This is a genomic window from Ignatzschineria indica, assembly GCF_003121925.1.
In the GTDB taxonomy this organism is placed as follows: domain Bacteria; phylum Pseudomonadota; class Gammaproteobacteria; order Cardiobacteriales; family Wohlfahrtiimonadaceae; genus Ignatzschineria; species Ignatzschineria indica.
This window is the reverse complement of sequence record NZ_QEWR01000002.1, coordinates 851,936-869,016: the sequence shown is the minus strand read 5'-3', so window position 1 is coordinate 869,016 and position 17,081 is coordinate 851,936. Positions and strand designations below refer to the sequence as shown.

Here is a 17,081-nt window from a genome sequence, read left to right as displayed (position 1 = left end):
CACTCTCCACTTATAGATCCGTGCCAATATTGAGGTGAAGTTTAACGGTTTCGCCAAACTCTTTATTAAAACCATGAGCAATATCGAGTCGAACAGCACCAATCGGGGAATACCAGCGAATACCGGTTCCGGCACCATATTTTAGATTGACCTTATCATTATAAGCATCACCGGCATCTACAAAGCCGACAATTGCAAAGCTTGGCGTGATTTTATGCTCATATTCGACACTCGCTAGGACCATCTTTTTTCCACCATAGATATCGCCGTTATAACCTTTCTCACCAATACCATCATATTTATAGCCTCGAACAGTGTTATCACCGCCGGTATAGAATCGAAGGCTCGGTGGTAGTTTACGTAGATCCTTGTCGCGAATCTTGGTATAACCGGCACCGGCTCTTAAAACAAAACGATCGGTATCAGTGATTGGTAGATAGGTGTGCAAAATAGCACTTGTCTGTAAAAAGCTCATATCAGCGGCAACATTTTTGACAGCTCCTCTTACGCGACCTTCAATTTTAAAACCAAATTGATCAAAAGGGAGATTGGGAGAGCTTTTCCACTCACCATAGATTGTGGGGATTAAGAGCTTGCTATTTTGGCGTACTCCTTCAATATCTCTAAAACGGTCATATTGATAATGGAGGGAGAAGCCATACATATATTGATCTCGTACTCGCTCTTTAGAGCCTCCCACAAGATAGGTGGTGTAATCTTTTGTGGAGGTATCTTCAAAATTGTAGTTGAAGAAGATGTTATAGCGGTCTTGTACGGGATGACTTCCTGGGATCTGATAGTTGATCATTGCATCACGTCTCTTTTGTGCCCAGAGAAGATTGGTAAAGAGTTTATGTCCATAACGATTGATATAGTGCCAATTGAGTCCTGCCATCGCTTTTAGACCGATATCGGAAGAGTAACCGACACCGAGTGAGAGTGTACGCTGTTTTCGTGGACGAAGATAGATATCGAGCGGAACCTCTTTTGTCTCAAAATTTGTACGTGGCACAATGACTACATCTTCAAAATAATCTGACTCATTAAATGTCGATTGCAGTTGAACCAATTTTTGATCGCTATAATCATTTTGTGAGCGCATATTATGGAGAAAACGATCTAAAAATTCCGTCGCAAAATATTCCTGATGAAATGTGGTATGACCAAAATGGTAGCGAGGACCTAAAGCCATCACAAGATCTATATCTGCTTGATAGGTGATAAGATTTACCAATAATTGATGATGAGGATAGTAAGCATCAAAATAGCCAAGGGCTGATGCTTTTTCTGAGAGCTTACTCTTGGTCGATTCATACTGCGTATGGTTCAGGGGGGCCCCTACCTTCATTTTGGTTCCAGTAATAATCTTTTCAAAAGCTTGATACTCTTTTTTAGCTTCGGGCGTATCGCGCTCTTTGATCTTGTCGAGATCTGTTACTTCGAGTATAAGAGAGCCGATGGGGATTTGTGGACCTGGATTGACATGGTACGTGACCGTGACCTGATCTTTTTGATAAATCAGATCAGCATCAATCTTTGCTCGATAGTAGCCATAAGGTTGCAGGGCATCTGCAATTTGATTAATTCCTTCCTGATAGAGCCATTCGATACGAAGATCAGGGGGCGCATCTTTATCATTAAGGGCATATATAGCCGTGGCATTTTGAGCATTCGTTAATGCCTTTTTATTATCAATTCCCTCTATTTTCACCACCATTTTTCGCTCGGCAAAGGCGAGCGTCGAGAGGGAGAAGAGGCAGAGAAGAAGAGCAAACAGTTTTGTTTTTTTCATAAAATAGCGTCGCTATAACTCTTAAGTGTCATAGTGTGAATCTTAAGATTTAAGATCCGTGATAAAAATTAATTGTAAAGATCGATTTTAAAAACTGATTTTAAAGATCGACTCTAAGGTTCAATAGTAAAGATTAATGGTAAAGATCAATACTTGAATTTGATGGTAAGTTTTCGATTGTCAATTATCGGTTGCAATTATCAGTTGTATTGATTGTCTGTCATTATCAGTGTCAGTATCAGTTGATTATCTCATTAAGGTTTTCTTGTGATAAAAGCAGTATCCCCCAAAGAGACTCTTTAAAGTATAACCGCAAACGGCAACTCTTGAAAGAATCTCATTGAGGGATCGCAATGGTACTACTTACAATAGTACTACTTTATTATCTCCATTAACTCTATTATTAGGGGGATCTGTGAGAGTGATGGGGCTTTCGCTATTTGTGTTATTCGTCTAACTTGAATGCCTCATGAAGCGCTCTGACAGCTAACTCATGATATTTACTATCAATCACTACAGAAACCTTAATTTCTGAGGTAGAGATCATTTTGATATTAATCTTTTCATTAGCAAGTGTTTTAAACATGAGACTTGCAACACCGGCATGAGAACGCATTCCTAAGCCAACAAGAGAGACTTTAACGATATCTTTGTCGCCAAGAACTTTACGTGCCCCCATCTCTTTTGCGGATCTTTCTGTAATTTCAAGTGCTTTATCAAAATCCACTTCATTGATAGTGAAGGTAAAATCAGTTGTGCCATCTTGAGAGATATTTTGCACAATCATATCGACCTCAATATTAGCGTCACTAATCTGCTCGAGAATATTAAATGCAATTCCAGGTTGATCAGGAACCCCTAAAACTGTAATTTTTGCTTCATTCTTACTCGTTGCAACACCTGAGATAATGGCTGCTTCCATGTCAATATCCTTTTCTGTAGTAATAAGTGTTCCCTCGCCTCCTTCAGCTAAAGAGGAGAGTACGCGAATAGGAACTTTGTTTTTAGCGGCAAGCTCAACAGAGCGAATTTGCAACACTTTTGAGCCTAAACTAGAGAGCTCTAACATCTCTTCAAAAGCGATTTTATCTAATTTTTTCGCTTTAGGCTCAATACGTGGATCGGTGGTATAGACACCATCAACATCGGTAAAGATTTGGCACTCGGTCGCTTTTAGACTAGCGGCAAGTGCAACGGCTGTCGTATCTGAGCCACCACGACCTAAAGTGGTTACAGAGCCATCTTCAGTGACTCCTTGGAATCCTGCAACAACCACAACATATCCAGCAGCAAGATCAGCTTCGATCGCTGAGGTATCGATATTTTTAATACGTGCTTTGGTATGTGCTTGGTCTGTTAGGATTCGAGCTTGATCACCATTGTATGATTTTGCCTTAATTCCCATCGCTTCAAGTGCAATAGAGAGGAGAGAGATACTCACTTGCTCACCTGTTGAAACAAGCGCATCCATCTCTCTTGGGTTAGGGCGTTTGGTAATTGCATGCGCTAACTCTAAAAGTCGATCGGTCTCTCCGGACATCGCCGAGAGAACAACAACCATTTGGTGGCCTTCGTTATGATGTTTTTGAATACGGCGGGCAACATTCTGAATGCGTTCAATATTTGCCACTGAGCTGCCGCCATATTTTTGTACTAACAGAGTCATTTATTTTATCCTGCCTTATTGTTATAAGTACGGTGATTAGAGGACGATACGATTAAGAGATCGACCTATAAATATTACAAGAAAGCGCTAGAAAATCTAGCGCTTTTTCGATAAATCTCACAACTTCTAATGGGGATTAATCCACTATTAGAGGAAGATGAAATTGAGCAGAATATAGATCGGAACTAAAACAATTATTGCGATAAAGAAGTATCCGAAGAATGAAGGCATTTTAATACCTTCCTGTTCTGCCATCGATTTAACCATAAAGTTAGGCGCATTACCGATATAGGTTAATGGTCCTGTAAATACGGTACCCATCGAGATAGCAAGTAAGGTCGCCGGAATGCCATTCATTAAGAAGTCAGCAGCAGCGACACCTTCAGGGGCTTGAGCGCCTGCCATCTTGAAGAAGACGAGATAGGTCGGAGCATTATCTAAGAATGCAGATAATACAGTTGTTACCCAGAAGTAGATCACATTAATCGGCTCACCATCACTGGTATGGGTAATATCTACCACTGAACCAAATGCACCATTTTTACCTGCTTCTAAAATGGTAATAACAGGAACAATCGTTAAGAAGATACCGGCAAAGATTTTGGCGACTTCAATAATCGGATGCCAATTGAAGTTGTTATCTTTGCGAACTTTGTCTGAGGTGATTTTCAGAGAGACAATCGTTAAGAAGATAAAGAAGAGATCACGAAGAACATTCTCTAGATGTACTTCAACCCCAAAGATCTCCCATGAGATGCCAGGAATCCAGATGCCGGAGATAATAATACCGACAAGAACCCCTAAGATGATCAAAAAGTTCTGCTTTCCAACAATAACGACAGTCGTCTTCTCATCTGAAGGCGCGATCTTCTCTTTTTTGAAATAGTAGCTATCAATCAGATAGAAAAGACCTAGCAAAATAAGTGAGAAGATTAGAACAGGGAAGAACATATGTTGCAATGTCCAGAAGAAATCAACCCCATTTAAGAAACCTAAGAAGAGCGGTGGATCTCCAAGTGGCGTTAACCCTCCTCCGATATTCGCAACAAGGAAGATAAAGAAGATCGGAATATGCATGCGATGCTTACGATTTCTATTCGCTGAGAGGATAGGGCGAATGAGTAACATCGCAGCACCCGTTGTTCCCATCACTGATGCTAAAACGGTACCAATAGCTAAGATCGAAACGTTAAATTTCGGGCTCGCTACTAAATTGCCGGAGATATGAATACCCCCCGATGCCGCAAAGAGTACAAGGAGCAAGAGGATAAAGGGAATATACTCTTCGACTAATGCATGGGTAAAAATATTCGCTGTAATACTCATATCATAGGTAACTAACAGCGGAATAAAGAAGAGGAGGGTCCAGCCAAAGACAATTTTCCCGTAATGATGGTCCCATAATTTCGGGGCAAAGAGGGGGAGAACTGCGATGGAGAGAATAATCCCAATAAAGGGAATGGACCAAAGAGGAGAGAGACTTGGGCCATCAAAAGAGAGCTCGCCTCCCGCTAAAGCGATGCCGGGGAGCATGCTCATAAGTAGAAAGAAAAGGGCTTTACGCATTTTACCTCCGATTATAATTGCGTAGTTGATGAGAACTTCTGCTCATACGTTTATTGATATGATCTTGTAATGATCTCTAATCCCTAAATTATATCCCTAACTTCATTAAAAAAGTGATAATCGCGTCATTTTGCTAACTTTATCAGCACCTCTGCCGAGAGTGCTTTCAATCGATAATCCAATCGCCCTCTCAACTCTCATCTCAATTTTTATCTCAATCCGAAAACTTTGGAGAGAGTAGATCTCTTGTTGTTCATTTTATCCTTGCTCCTTATTTTGTTAGATCTGTTTGTGAGATCTCTTCTATTTTTGCCATATTGATCGTGTTATTCGATAGCTCTTTTCGGTATTGTCTAAGTAGTCATTTTGTAGTATCGATGTTTGATCTCTATGTTTTAATGATGATCTCTCAATTTTTAAATCTCTACCATATGGATTAGGAGTAATGAGGCAAGCTTTTGAGCATATTGTTGATTGCCGTGATTATCTGATTTTGAGTAAGGATATTAGTGATATTGCAGTAAAAATAGATGTAGACCGCAACACCCTTTAATCCTTTGACTCATATAACTATTTCTTAAGTTAAAAGTGGGGTTGAAAATGGGGTTAAAAATCTGTTTTATAAGATCGGTTATCCAAACACCTCTGAAGTTTAGATAGGTTTTGGTTTTATCGATAAGCGACCATTCTTCACTAACTTACTGAAAATAGAGGACTGATCCACTCTGGTATGAGTAGATCGCAACTGTTTTGAGTGAGGTAGTGAGTTAATTCTGGAATAGAATTAAACTAGTGCCTATCTTTTTTGATAGTGAGGATTTCTAGCCTTAGATAGATATACCTTAAATAGATATATAGATATCTTTGTAAGATATATTTGTAGCTTAAGAGTGAATAAGCGATCATGCTATGCTATAAACCCTATAATTAATTCAATATCAAATAAAATTACAATAGCACAAAATATGAGAAAATTTCAAAAAATCGCCTTAATCCTCAGTAATCGAGAGTCTGATGAGATCCAAAAAGCGGTTCAACGAACAAAAGCGGTGATTGAGTCGTGCGGTGCGACAACCATCGAGGTCAATAATGTTGAGTATCGCAATAGTCTCAACTATCCGCCGGCATTGATTAAAGAGATTGCCACTTGTGATCTGATTATCGCGTTTGGTGGTGATGGGACTTTTTTAGGAATTGCCCGTAAGGTGCATCAACTCAATATTCCTGTTTTAGGTGTTAATTTGGGTCGATTAGGTTTTTTAACGGATATTGATCAACAGATGCTTCATACTCATCTTCGAGCGATTCTTGAAGGTGATGTCATTTATGAAGAGCGCTTTTTATTAAAGGCTTCGATCGATCAACAGTTAAGATCTTATGCCATGAATGATGTTGTAATTCATAAAACGGAGCTTTCACGTTTAATTGAGATCGATGTTTATGTTAATCAACGTTATCTTTCAACTTATCGTGCAGATGGATTGATTATCGCCACGCCAACAGGTTCTACTGCCTACTCACTCTCTACCGGCGGACCGATTATGTACCCCACATTGCCGGCGATTATTATATCGCCGATCTGTCCCCATACATTTAGCCATAGACCTTTAGTGATTCCGGCAGATTGTGAAATTGAAGTTGTAACGAGTGATCGAGAGAGAGAGGATGTTCATGTCACTTGTGATGGACAAGAGCTTTTATCCCTCTCTGATGGAGAGCGATTGACGATCGAACCCTCCTCTCATCCTTTGACGCTCCTTCATTCTAAAAACTATCATTACTTCTCCATTTTAAGGGAAAAGCTCAATTGGGGTGATCATCCTAATATCCGGCGTTAATGCGTTTTTTTTGTAAGTAGTTGCTAGGAAGTTGCTGCAGAAGTTTATAAAAAAGATTGCTTTTATTTTTTTACCCCTTAGAATGTACTCGTTTGTTTAAACGAAGATGAATTTGAGGAAGGCAATGAAGCTAATGAAGCGACGAATGGATAACTGGGCAGAGGTCGGAATGGTGCAGATCGCACATATCTCTATTCCATTAAATCCTTTTAATCCACGCAATTCATTCAATTTTATTAATAGTAGCTTCATCGATCTTAAAACCATTCTTCAAAATAATTGTTAAAAACCTCCGTTATTTCAATGGAGGTTTTTTTTCGCCTTGAGAAAAGCGTGAAGAAGCTTGAAAGAGTAAGAATCAGCTTCAATCGGGTGATGAGATAGAGCGTCATAACGGCCGAGACCATATTGCCGTGGCTGCTTGTGAAGAGAAGAGTAGCTATTGCTAATTTTATAGAACATTTAGGAAAGGAGATTTTCATGACAACATTAGTGGCAAAAGAGCATCGCATTTATACAGATACAAGAAGCTTAAAGGCGTATCTATTAAATAGTATTCGTGAAAATGGTGGTTGGGTGAATGCTCATATGCATGGAGATCGTGCTTTTACTATCGATTATGAAGGGTTTGAAGTCTACCAGACACAAACTTTAATCGAAAAATGGGATACCTTAGATCGTATTAAGTCCAGCATGACTGAAGAGGATTATTATCGTCAATTCTCCATGGGGATTGAGCGGATGATTGAGCAGGGCGTTACTGCTGTCGGAAGTTTTATCGATGTTGACCCCATCGTGGAAGAGCGAGCGATTAATGCAGCACTTCGTGCAAGAAAGAATTATGAAGGGGATGTTACGATCAAGCTGATCAATCAGACTTTAAAAGGTGTTATTGATAAAGAGGCTCGCTACTGGTTCGATAAAGGGGCTGATAAGGTTGATATTATTGGTGGTTTACCTCGTCGAGATCTGCGAGACCATGGTGAAGGGATGGATGCTGTTCATATGGATGTTTTATTACAGACGGCAAAATCTCAAGGAAAGATGGTTCATGTGCATGTGGATCAATTCAACTCCAAAGAGGAGAAAGAGACAGAATTAGTCGCCGATAAGACGATCGAGCATGGAATGGAAGGGCGTGTCGTCGCCATTCATAGTATCTCCATTACCGCACATGATGAAGCGTATCGTCAAATGCTCTATAAAAAGATGTTAGAGGCAAAAATGATGGTGATCGCTTGTCCTTTTGCTTGGATCGATAGCCCACGACGTGAAGATCATGGACCGACGCGTAATGCGATTACCCCGGCAGATGAGTTAGCAAAAGCAGGTATTCCAGTTGCGGTTGGAACAGATAATATCGCTGATTACATGTTGCCATTTAGTGATGGCGATATGTGGGAAGAGTTAAAACTTTTGATTACAGGTTGTCGTTACACTGATCTTGAAGAGGCGATCAATATCGCAACTAAGAATGGTCGTATGGCACTAGGTTTAGAACCTTATGCGCGTGTTTAATCAGTAGAGCATCAATCTGAATATCACTTTTTTTAATATCGTTATAACAACAATACCGATTTAAATCGGATAGGAAGGCATGTCATCACAGGCCTTCTCCATTCAGCTGATGCGATTGAGTAAATCGCAACGCATTCTCCATAACAGTGGCTCATCCTGCTGTTATGGATTTTTTTATCTCCTAAAAAAGTGAAGCTAAAGAGTTGTAGGATATTACGATTTTATCCCCTCATCAGCTGCATCTCCATAAGAGGTGTAGGTGAGGGGAAGTGTAGGCGGGTGAGTCATAATAGTAGAGACGATAAAAAACCTCTCTATATCGATACTCCGCCTTTATTACAAGATGGAGTTGAGGGATATAGGAGAGGTTTTGATATTTATCTTATTCTAATTTGAACTCTCATTTGAATGCTAATTCCAGACACTAAACTTTAAGCTTTAATAACTTTAAGCTTTAATCTTTAATATGATTCTTAAGTTTATAGCATTTTTGGGTTGTAGATTAGAGCTTGTTAGGATCTTCGATCTTATTTTGCAGGCACATTGCTGTTAATGTGTTACGCAACAAACAGGCAATTGTCATAGGACCAACGCCGCCGGGAACGGGGGTGATAAAAGCGGCATTTTTGATTGCTTCATCAAAATCAACATCTCCTACGAGGCGTGTTTTTCCATTCTCTTCGATACGATTGATCCCTACATCGATGACGGTCGCTCCCTTTTTAATCCAATCGCCTTTGATCAATTTAGGAACGCCAACAGCCGCAACAACGATATCAGCTTCACGGCAGAGCGCAGCGACATCTTTCGTGCGGGAGTGCGCAATAGTGACAGTACAGTTTTGTGAGAGGAGAAGTTGCATCATCGGCTTTCCAACAATATTAGAGCGCCCAACAATAACGGCATGTTTGCCGGAAAGATCTTTTCCAAGTTTATCTTGTAAGAGAAGAAGCGATCCTAAAGGGGTGCAGGGAATAAGATAGGGCTGACCAATTGAGAGTTGGCCGATATTCATAGGGTGGAATCCATCAACATCTTTGAGGGGATTGATACTATTAAGAATCTCCTCCTCATTGAGGTTTTTTGGTAGTGGAAGTTGGACAAGAATGCCATGAATACTCTGATCTTCGTTAAGATTTTGAATCAAAGTGAGGAGCTCTTCTTGTGTTGTTTCAGCAGGAAGGCGAAAAGTTTCAGATTTGAAACCGCACTCTAAGGCGAACTTCTCTTTATTGCGCACATAAACCTGACTTGCAGGATCTTCACCGACCAGAATGACGGCTAAACCTGGGCGAATATTGTGTTGTGCTTCGATTGCTTTTGTCTGCTCGGCGATCGTTTGACGAAGATTAGCAGCAAATGCTTTTCCATCAATAAGTTGTGCTTGTTGCGACATGTTCAATTCCTTCTTGTAATGGATGATATGAAAAGGTAGTCAAGAGTGTGGTGCTTTTGATAAATTTTCTATTGGATATAGGTCATCTGCAAGTCATCTGCAAGTCAGTTGTTATCCATTGATTTCGCGATGTTTTACAAGGACATGATCATTTTCTTGTAATTTCTCAAAGAGCCTTTGTGCTAGATAGACTGAGCGATGTTTCCCTCCGGTGCAACCAATCGCAATGGTGAGATAGGAACGAGTTCCTTGTTTAAATGCCGGCAACCATTTTAAGATAAAGTCTTCAATATCTTGGTAGAAAGCTTGAATATCATCGGTTTTTGCAAAAAAATCGACGATCTCCCGATCAAGCCCCGTATATTCTCGAAGTATCGGTACCCAGTGCGGATTGGTTAACATTCTGGCATCGAAGACAAAATCAGCATCGAGTGGAATACCATTTCGGTAGCCAAATGAGACAATGGAGATAGAGAGCTTTTTTTGCGACTTATCTAAGAGCTGATCTGTAAGAATAGCGCGGAGCTCATGGACATTGAGAAGAGAGGTATCGATGATAATATCAGCTTGCGCGCGAAGCGGAGAGAGTAGCTCCCGCTCATTGGTAATCGCTTCAATTAACGTCATCTGGGAAGTGGTTAAAGGATGTCTTCTGCGTGTATGGCTATAACGCTTAATGAGTATCTCATCACTGGTCTCTAGAAAGAGGATATGAGGTCTGACAGCTGTTTTTTGCTCAATAAGAGCGAGAATAGCTTCTGCCTCGGTGAGATCTTCTGGAAAACTACGAGCATCAACGCCGATAGCGAGTTTACGGATATTATTCTTCTGTTGAATCTCTTCTAAAAAGCGAGGGATAAAGGTAATGGGTAGATTATCGATACAGAAAAAACCTTCATCTTCTAAGGTCTGTAGCGCAATCGATTTTCCTGATCCCGATAGTCCGCTAATAATAATCATTTTTTGCATTATAGGGTCGACTCCTATCGTCGTAATCATCGTAATATTGGGTAATCAATAGTTAAAGGTATCAGTGATAAGATGGATCAATAGATTCGTGATCAATGGCGATCTTACTCTGTTCTTTCTCTTTTAGATGGTTTTTTAACCTCATCACTACTCTTTTTCAGTGTCACTCTCCGTTTTCTTCCGGTAGCAACATTCTCTTTAGGGGAGACTTGACTCTTTTGAGAAGGACTCGCTGTTATCTTTGCCGGAGTAGTTCTTCTACTTTTAACGCTTAACGTGGGGTTAGATCGACTCTTTCCCCCACTTTTGGAGGTACTATTTCCCTTTTTAGAGGTCACTTTTTTAGGAATGACTTGGGCGCCGACATTACTTGTCGGGCGTACTTTTCCACCGACCTGTTTTGCCTTCATAATGCTAAGAAGTGCCGAGGCGATGAAAAAGAGTGAGATTCCCCCAGCTAAATAGTAGCGGTAGTCAGCAAAGATATAACGAAAGTTCCCTTTAAAATTGATATGGGGAAAGACCCATAAAATAAGGGGGAGAAGAACGGCTAAAATAAGTAGATGAAATTTGGGGGGAATAAGAAGCCAAACACCGGTGATCCCATCGTAATCATATTTTGATGTGGGATGTTGTGTCTCTTTTAGTAGCTGCTGATCAGGATTCATAGGTGACTAACTCACGAAGATAGTGGTAATAGAAAAGAAAGAAAGCGAGCATCTCTTTCGCTCCGTTATCGGGAAATAGGCGCTCAAAGGATGATTGAATCGTGAATGATGATTTTACCCTATTTAAGAGGTTTCTGGTAGCGGTGGGGAGTGAGTTGATGTAATGCTCATCTTGAAGAAGTGTTACAAAGGTTTGGGCGAGCTCATTGCTCTCGATCTCTTCGGTCAAGAGATGGGGGAGATCAGCTTGTAATGCTTCAAGCATCTCGGTAAATGATGGGTGGGAGAATGCCGGCTTATAGTCTTGAGTATAGTAGTAGGGAATTGGCGCACTAACTCCATAGAGAAAGCCATCAATGAGATGGTTGAGAAGTTTTGCAGCATCTGCTTGAGGATAGTAGGGAAGCGGATGCTCTTCAATCAGATCCCCTTTTCTAGAGAAGTAGAGGAGATTTTCATGGAGGCGATCGCACTCTTTTGTGGCATGGAAAAAGAGATTAGTAATGGCCGCTGCAATTTTACGTCGTTCATTAAATTCACCGACATCCCACATAATAAGAAGTCCATCGGGGGTTAATTCTGGAAGTTGGCCATAGAGGGTAATTCCTCTTTGATAGCGCTCACTACGCCATTGTCCATAAGGATATTGTACACTCAGTAACTTGGAAGCAAGCAGTAGGGGAAGTGTCTGTTTCTCCTCCCAAAGTAGATCGCCATAAGCAAATTTGGGAAGTGATCCTTCTAGTCGGTAGCGCTTAAAGAGCTGTTTGGCAAAAGTTGCTAAAGATTGAGTTGAGGGAGATTGAGTTAAGGATCCCGATGATCTGGTATCGTTAGTGGAGAGACTCTGTTCCATTTGAAAAAGGAAGTCGGTATCCAAAGCACCACTATTTTGAGGCCGATAGAGCGCCTCACGTAGGAGATCATTTGTGACACGACGATTGAATTGATAGAGTTCTAGATGATTTTGGATAGCGAAGATCTCATCATCTTCAATATTATTCGCTCTACTGTTGTAGGTGGGAATGGTTAAACGATGCTCGGCAAAGTATTGTGTGGGATCTTGATAAAACTTAATAAGCGTGTGGAGTGAGATCTCAGTCAATGGTGTCAATGCTTGCGATTTCTGGTAACTCTCTAAGAGCATCGGATATGAGTAGGGAGCATGGTAGAAACTCTTAATATCACGTGACAGGGACCATTCACTCTGAAAACTCTGAATAGGAGATTGAGGATTGAAGAGGGCCTCATTATAGGGTGCCATAGGATGCTCAAAGGTGATATTTTTTGTCGGCGATATCCCATTCTCTGTGATTGCGATCTGATCGATATAACGCATCAACTCATCAATCAAGAGAGAGGGGAAGCATTCACTATTATCTTGAATTGAGCGACCGATATAGCTGAGGTAGAGAATCTCTTTAGCGGAGAGAATGGCTTCTAAGAAGAGATAGCGGTCATCACTACTTCGTTGGCGATCTCCTCGCATTCTCTGATATTGCATAAGATCAAAGCTATGGTGAATGGCTGTTTTAGGGAAATCAGCTTGATTCATTCCAATCATAGCGACCATTTTAAAGGGGATTGTTCGCATGGGAATAAAGGAGCAGAAGGTGATCTTTCCCTGGATAAAGTTCTGCTCCGGTTTCTCTTCAAGAAGTTTTTGTTCAAGAAGAGGAACGAGTGCATTGAGGGGAAGTGGTGTTGAGTAATCAAGTGCACGCGCGCCTGATAAGATGTTGTGCCAAATTTTTTGGGTAAAGTGTAATTTATCTTGATTAGTGGTTGAGAGTGTAAAGAATCGTTGCCAAATCTCCGGCAAGATAAGAAGCCACTCGGCAACTCTTTTTTCGCCGGACAAAGAATCTCTAGTTTCGATAAGAAGGTCGATGAGATGGCATAGACGACCTAAAATTTCTGCATTTTTCCCTTCAACATAAGGGTAGGGGATCAACGCTTGATTCGCCGTCTGAAAGTCAGGATCATTAAGGTCACTTGCTCTGCTATAGAACCCATGCTCACCTTGTTCAAAAAGTAGCGCTGTGCGCGTTGAACCGTAGCCAAGAAGCATCCGCTGTAACCCCCAGCGCCAAGTATTGATATCCCACTCAAATTGATTATCGTAAGGGAGCGCTAACTCCTCTGTTAGATGAAGGCCATCAATGGCCTGTTTAATATTGACATCACTAATCCAAAATTGAATGAGTGCAATATCTGATTCTGAAAATTGGAATTTCTCCATAATCTCCGGCAACTGGAGTAGTGTTAAGAGGTCGCTTGCTTTAAAGGCACTTTCAGGAAGCGTGAGGATCTGCAAAAGTGCCGAGAAGATAGTATCACTCTCTTTAAGACTGATATCGGAGATGGAGTAGGGTAGATAGCGCTCTTTAGGTGCGCTACCAAAAATAGCATCGATAAAAGGGGCATACTCTTCAATATTGGGGGTCATGACCACAATCTCTTCTAAAGAGAGATCAGGATTGTGATCGAGCTCCCGGAGAATCTGGTTATAGAGCGCTTCTACCTCGCGCATTGGACTGTAGTTAATATGAAGCTGGATAGAACGATCATCTGGGGTAAGAGGGAATTTCTCACTCTCTTTCAGAGGGCGGAGATGATAGATCTCATTTTGTATCTTCGAGAGAAGATGTTTCACCTCCGGTTCAGAAAAAGCCTCTGTCACATTGAGCTCTAAGGTTCCATCATATTGTTGCAAAAGATGGAGATGATCGCGACCGACTCTTCCTAATGAAGCGAGTAACGGATGCCCATAGCTATTTTGCCAATGTTCATCGAGTTGATCGATACTTACCGGCAGATGAGGGGAGAGTGGGTCGATCTGGCTCTGAAGTTGAGTGAAAAAATTGTAGTAGTTAAATTGTGGCGCTTCTCCCTTAATCAGATCTCCCCAGTAATATTGGGAGGGATTATTGAAAAAGAGATGGATATCGATCATTTTAGAGAATTGAACAATTAACCCTAAGAAGAGGGGCGGTAGAGAGTTGAGCCCAATAATAAAGATTCGCTTAGGGAGGTGAGCTTTGATAGAAGGGTCTGTCAATTTCTGCTCAATCAGCGGGTGCATCATCCCTAAATGACGTGGTCTACCTAAGCTATTGTAGAGCCTCTCAAAGAGGGATGCTTGCCACTTCTCAAGAGCTGGGGGAAGTGACTCATCAAAATAGGGAGGCGCAAGTTCCCCTTGACTCCAAGCATTGATCCATTGACTACGATAGACAATATATTTATCAAAAATAGCGGCAAGTTCAGCGGAGAGGTGGAGTATTGCACGTTTCATGCCATCATTAAGCGGATGGGATTTAGATGTGGTGTCGAATTGGCTTTGTTCGTGAGTTTCACGCTCATTTTCAAAGTTGATATCGATGCTGATATCGGGGTGGATCTTGTGAGAGGGAGATTGCTGCTGATACTTTTCAAGATATTGCAGTATGGGCTGATATTGTTCATGAATCTCTTCTGCCGGATCTTCAACGATCTCTTGCAAGATTTTCACAAGTGGCCAGAAAAGATCATCTTTTGAGAGGCGCTCTATGGGGTGCGCTTCAAGTTCCTCTTTGGTGAAGATTCGCTCTAAGAGATTGATCAACATCTTTGAGGGGAGGAGAAATTCCGCTTGCGTTAAAATTCCTAGCTGTTTGGCGAGTTTAATCTGCATCCACCGCGCCATTCCGAAGTTCTGTACAAGAAAATATTCTCGGTCAAAAGGGGAATCTTGTGGATCGACCTTTGTGATATAGCCGGCAATATATTGCAATGTATCGAGATGATTGGAGTAGTAGAGATGAAAACTCATAAGAGGAGGTCTCCCATATGATCGCTGGAGTGAATCGATGATTTTAACTAAGTTTTAACTAAACTTTAATTATCTATCGATAGCTATCGATACTTAATAAAGCGTTAGTAAAACCTGAATAAAACCTGAATAAAACCTGAATAAAACGTGAATAAAATTTGAATAAAGTATCAATGAAACATCAATAAAATATCAATGAAACGTTATTTTACGCTCGTTAAAGGATATCATTTTTTTGAAGTTCATTTTTACCCAAAACTTTTTACAAAATCTTTTAATCAAGAAGAGATAGGAGATAAATATGGGGAGGGGTTATACGTTTCTTTAAAAAACTTCTTTAAAATAAAAAATCGATTAATGCTATACGTAATAGCTATACGTAATAATAATAGATCTGCTACATTAGTAGTAGAAAGAGGGGGTGGAAGAAACATCCCCGTCCGATTAATGCATTAGAAAATTAGAAAGTTGAGGAGTAGGAACTGATTATGGCTGGAATCGAAAGTTTATTTGCAAAGCGAATTCAAGGATCGCAGAGCTCAATAGTGAGAGATCTTTTACGATATAGCAAGATGCCTAATATTGTCTCACTTGCAGGGGGGATTCCGGCAGCAGATATGTTCGATATGGAGGGGATTAATACCGCTCTTAATGAAGTGATCGAATCGAAAGAGGTCAACGCCTATCAATATAGTACAACTGATGGGGAGCTCGTTCTGCAAGAGGAGATTGTTAAGTTGATCGAAGATCGCGGGATCGATGCAGCATGTGATGAGATTGTTGTAACAAGCGGATCGCAACAGGGGCTTGATCTGATCTCTCGGACATTTCTTGATGAAGGCGATGTGATTTTAGTTGAGCGTCCTACCTATCTTGCAGCTATTCAGGGGTTTAAGTTAACCGGTGCAACGGTGGAAGATGTTGAAGGGGGGCCTGAAGGACTCAATGTGGATGCGTTAGAAGCACGCCTTAAAAAGGGGCCGATTAAGGCACTCTATATTGTCCCTACATTTGCTAACCCTACCGGCTCAACCCTTTCAGATGAGAAGCGAGAGCGTCTCTTAAAGTTAGCGGTAGAGCATAACTTTGTCATCTTTGAAGATGATCCTTATGGTGAGATCCGTTTTACCGATCAATTGGCAAAACCGATCTATTCACTCGCTAAGAGTGAGAAGGAGAAGGAGCATATTGTCTATCTCTCTTCATTTTCTAAAGTTTTAGTACCGGGTCTCCGTCTAGGTTTTATTGTAACGAGCCGTAAAATTAGAGAGAAAATTGTGATCTGTAAGCAATCGGTGGATCTACATACCCCCGTTTTATCGCAACTTATTGTGGCTAACTATCTTAAAAGTGGTCGTCTTCAGCCGCGAATTAAAGAGATCTCTAAAGCATATCAGAAACGTTGTCAGCATCTGATCGACTCTTTAAAAAAGCATACAGAGGGTAAGATCTCTTTTGATGCTCCTACCGGTGGGATGTTCCTTTGGGCTAAATTGCCAGAGGGAATGAGTGCGACTGAACTTCTAAAGCATGCGATTGATGCAGAGGTTGTCTTTGTGCCGGGAGCTGCTTTCTATGTGGGAACGCCGGAGGATAATACATTGCGTCTCTCATTTGCAACGGTGACTGAAGAGAGCGCAGAAGAGGCGGGTAAGCGCCTTGCTATTGCACTTAAAAATTATGAAGAGGTTATCGCAAAAGCATAGATGAAGCAAATGATAAGCAGCGAATGATAAGAGAGGGCGAGAGATTAATCTCGCCCTTTTTTCCGCCTTTTTTATGACTCTAATTCTACTTTTCTCTTTGAACATGGTTATCTTATCGCAATGGGGGTAGATGTTGGTCCGCTTTGAT

Annotated in this window: 11 protein-coding genes; 4 read left to right on the top strand and 7 right to left on the bottom strand. The window is 41.0% G+C overall.

The window, feature by feature from the left end:
• Positions 1-10: 10 nt before the first annotated feature.
• From DC082_RS03900 to DC082_RS03890, 3 genes are all read right to left on the bottom strand, one after another.
• A complete protein-coding gene (locus DC082_RS03900; protein WP_109235835.1) occupies positions 11-1,792 on the bottom strand; it encodes an autotransporter assembly complex protein TamA in 1,782 nt (593 codons plus the stop codon).
• A 445-nt stretch (positions 1,793-2,237) separates the two neighbouring features.
• Positions 2,238-3,458 carry an aspartate kinase gene (locus DC082_RS03895; protein WP_109235834.1) on the bottom strand — a complete coding sequence of 407 codons (1,221 nt, stop codon included), beginning with the start codon at positions 3,456-3,458 and terminating at the stop codon, positions 2,238-2,240.
• Between the two features lie 147 nt (positions 3,459-3,605).
• Positions 3,606-5,024: a sodium:proton antiporter gene (locus DC082_RS03890; protein ID WP_109235833.1), complete on the bottom strand. Its 1,419-nt coding sequence runs from the start codon at positions 5,022-5,024 to the stop codon at positions 3,606-3,608.
• A gap of 965 nt (positions 5,025-5,989) precedes the next feature.
• Here DC082_RS03890 and DC082_RS03885 point away from each other — a divergent pair.
• The 3 genes from DC082_RS03885 to DC082_RS03880 all read left to right on the top strand — a co-directional run bounded on the left by DC082_RS03885 (position 5,990) and on the right by DC082_RS03880 (position 8,380).
• Entirely contained in the window at positions 5,990-6,862 is an 873-nt protein-coding gene (locus DC082_RS03885; protein ID WP_109235832.1) for an NAD(+)/NADH kinase, read from the top strand.
• Positions 6,863-6,986: 124 nt separating this feature from the next.
• The gene (locus DC082_RS10725) at positions 6,987-7,148 is read left to right on the top strand and encodes a hypothetical protein (RefSeq protein ID WP_157957399.1); all 162 of its coding nucleotides are present in this window, start codon (positions 6,987-6,989) and stop codon (positions 7,146-7,148) included.
• 194 nt (positions 7,149-7,342) lie between these two features.
• Positions 7,343-8,380 carry an amidohydrolase family protein gene (locus tag DC082_RS03880; protein ID WP_109235831.1) on the top strand — a complete coding sequence of 346 codons (1,038 nt, stop codon included), beginning with the start codon at positions 7,343-7,345 and terminating at the stop codon, positions 8,378-8,380.
• Between the two features lie 502 nt (positions 8,381-8,882).
• Here DC082_RS03880 and folD read toward each other — a convergent pair.
• From folD to recC, 4 genes are all read right to left on the bottom strand, one after another.
• A complete protein-coding gene (gene folD / locus DC082_RS03875) occupies positions 8,883-9,776 on the bottom strand; it encodes a bifunctional methylenetetrahydrofolate dehydrogenase/methenyltetrahydrofolate cyclohydrolase FolD (RefSeq protein ID WP_109235830.1) in 894 nt (297 codons plus the stop codon).
• A 111-nt stretch (positions 9,777-9,887) separates the two neighbouring features.
• The gene (rapZ, locus tag DC082_RS03870) at positions 9,888-10,745 is read right to left on the bottom strand and encodes an RNase adapter RapZ (RefSeq protein WP_109235829.1); all 858 of its coding nucleotides are present in this window, start codon (positions 10,743-10,745) and stop codon (positions 9,888-9,890) included.
• A 104-nt stretch (positions 10,746-10,849) separates the two neighbouring features.
• The gene (locus tag DC082_RS03865; protein WP_109235828.1) at positions 10,850-11,413 is read right to left on the bottom strand and encodes a hypothetical protein; all 564 of its coding nucleotides are present in this window, start codon (positions 11,411-11,413) and stop codon (positions 10,850-10,852) included.
• Complete coding sequence (gene recC / locus DC082_RS03860; RefSeq protein WP_109235827.1) at positions 11,403-15,227, bottom strand: exodeoxyribonuclease V subunit gamma; 3,825 nt, start codon at positions 15,225-15,227, stop codon at positions 11,403-11,405. The genes DC082_RS03865 and recC overlap by 11 nt, the downstream gene beginning before the upstream one ends.
• A 488-nt stretch (positions 15,228-15,715) precedes the next feature.
• Here recC and DC082_RS03850 point away from each other — a divergent pair, with 488 nt between their 5' ends.
• A complete protein-coding gene (locus tag DC082_RS03850; protein WP_109235825.1) occupies positions 15,716-16,933 on the top strand; it encodes an aminotransferase-like domain-containing protein in 1,218 nt (405 codons plus the stop codon).
• Positions 16,934-17,081 lie beyond the last annotated feature (148 nt).

Coding starts and splice junctions, on each gene's coding strand:
- DC082_RS03900 (WP_109235835.1), bottom strand. CDS start 1,792: ATGAAAAAAACAAAACTGTTTGCTCTTCTTCTCTGCCTCTTCTCCCTC.
- recC (WP_109235827.1), bottom strand. CDS start 15,227: ATGAGTTTTCATCTCTACTACTCCAATCATCTCGATACATTGCAATAT.
- DC082_RS03885 (WP_109235832.1), top strand. CDS start 5,990: ATGAGAAAATTTCAAAAAATCGCCTTAATCCTCAGTAATCGAGAGTCT.
- folD (WP_109235830.1), bottom strand. CDS start 9,776: ATGTCGCAACAAGCACAACTTATTGATGGAAAAGCATTTGCTGCTAAT.
- DC082_RS03890 (WP_109235833.1), bottom strand. CDS start 5,024: ATGCGTAAAGCCCTTTTCTTTCTACTTATGAGCATGCTCCCCGGCATC.
- DC082_RS10725 (WP_157957399.1), top strand. CDS start 6,987: ATGAAGCTAATGAAGCGACGAATGGATAACTGGGCAGAGGTCGGAATG.
- rapZ (WP_109235829.1), bottom strand. CDS start 10,745: ATGCAAAAAATGATTATTATTAGCGGACTATCGGGATCAGGAAAATCG.
- DC082_RS03850 (WP_109235825.1), top strand. CDS start 15,716: ATGGCTGGAATCGAAAGTTTATTTGCAAAGCGAATTCAAGGATCGCAG.
- DC082_RS03880 (WP_109235831.1), top strand. CDS start 7,343: ATGACAACATTAGTGGCAAAAGAGCATCGCATTTATACAGATACAAGA.
- DC082_RS03895 (WP_109235834.1), bottom strand. CDS start 3,458: ATGACTCTGTTAGTACAAAAATATGGCGGCAGCTCAGTGGCAAATATT.
- DC082_RS03865 (WP_109235828.1), bottom strand. CDS start 11,413: ATGAATCCTGATCAGCAGCTACTAAAAGAGACACAACATCCCACATCA.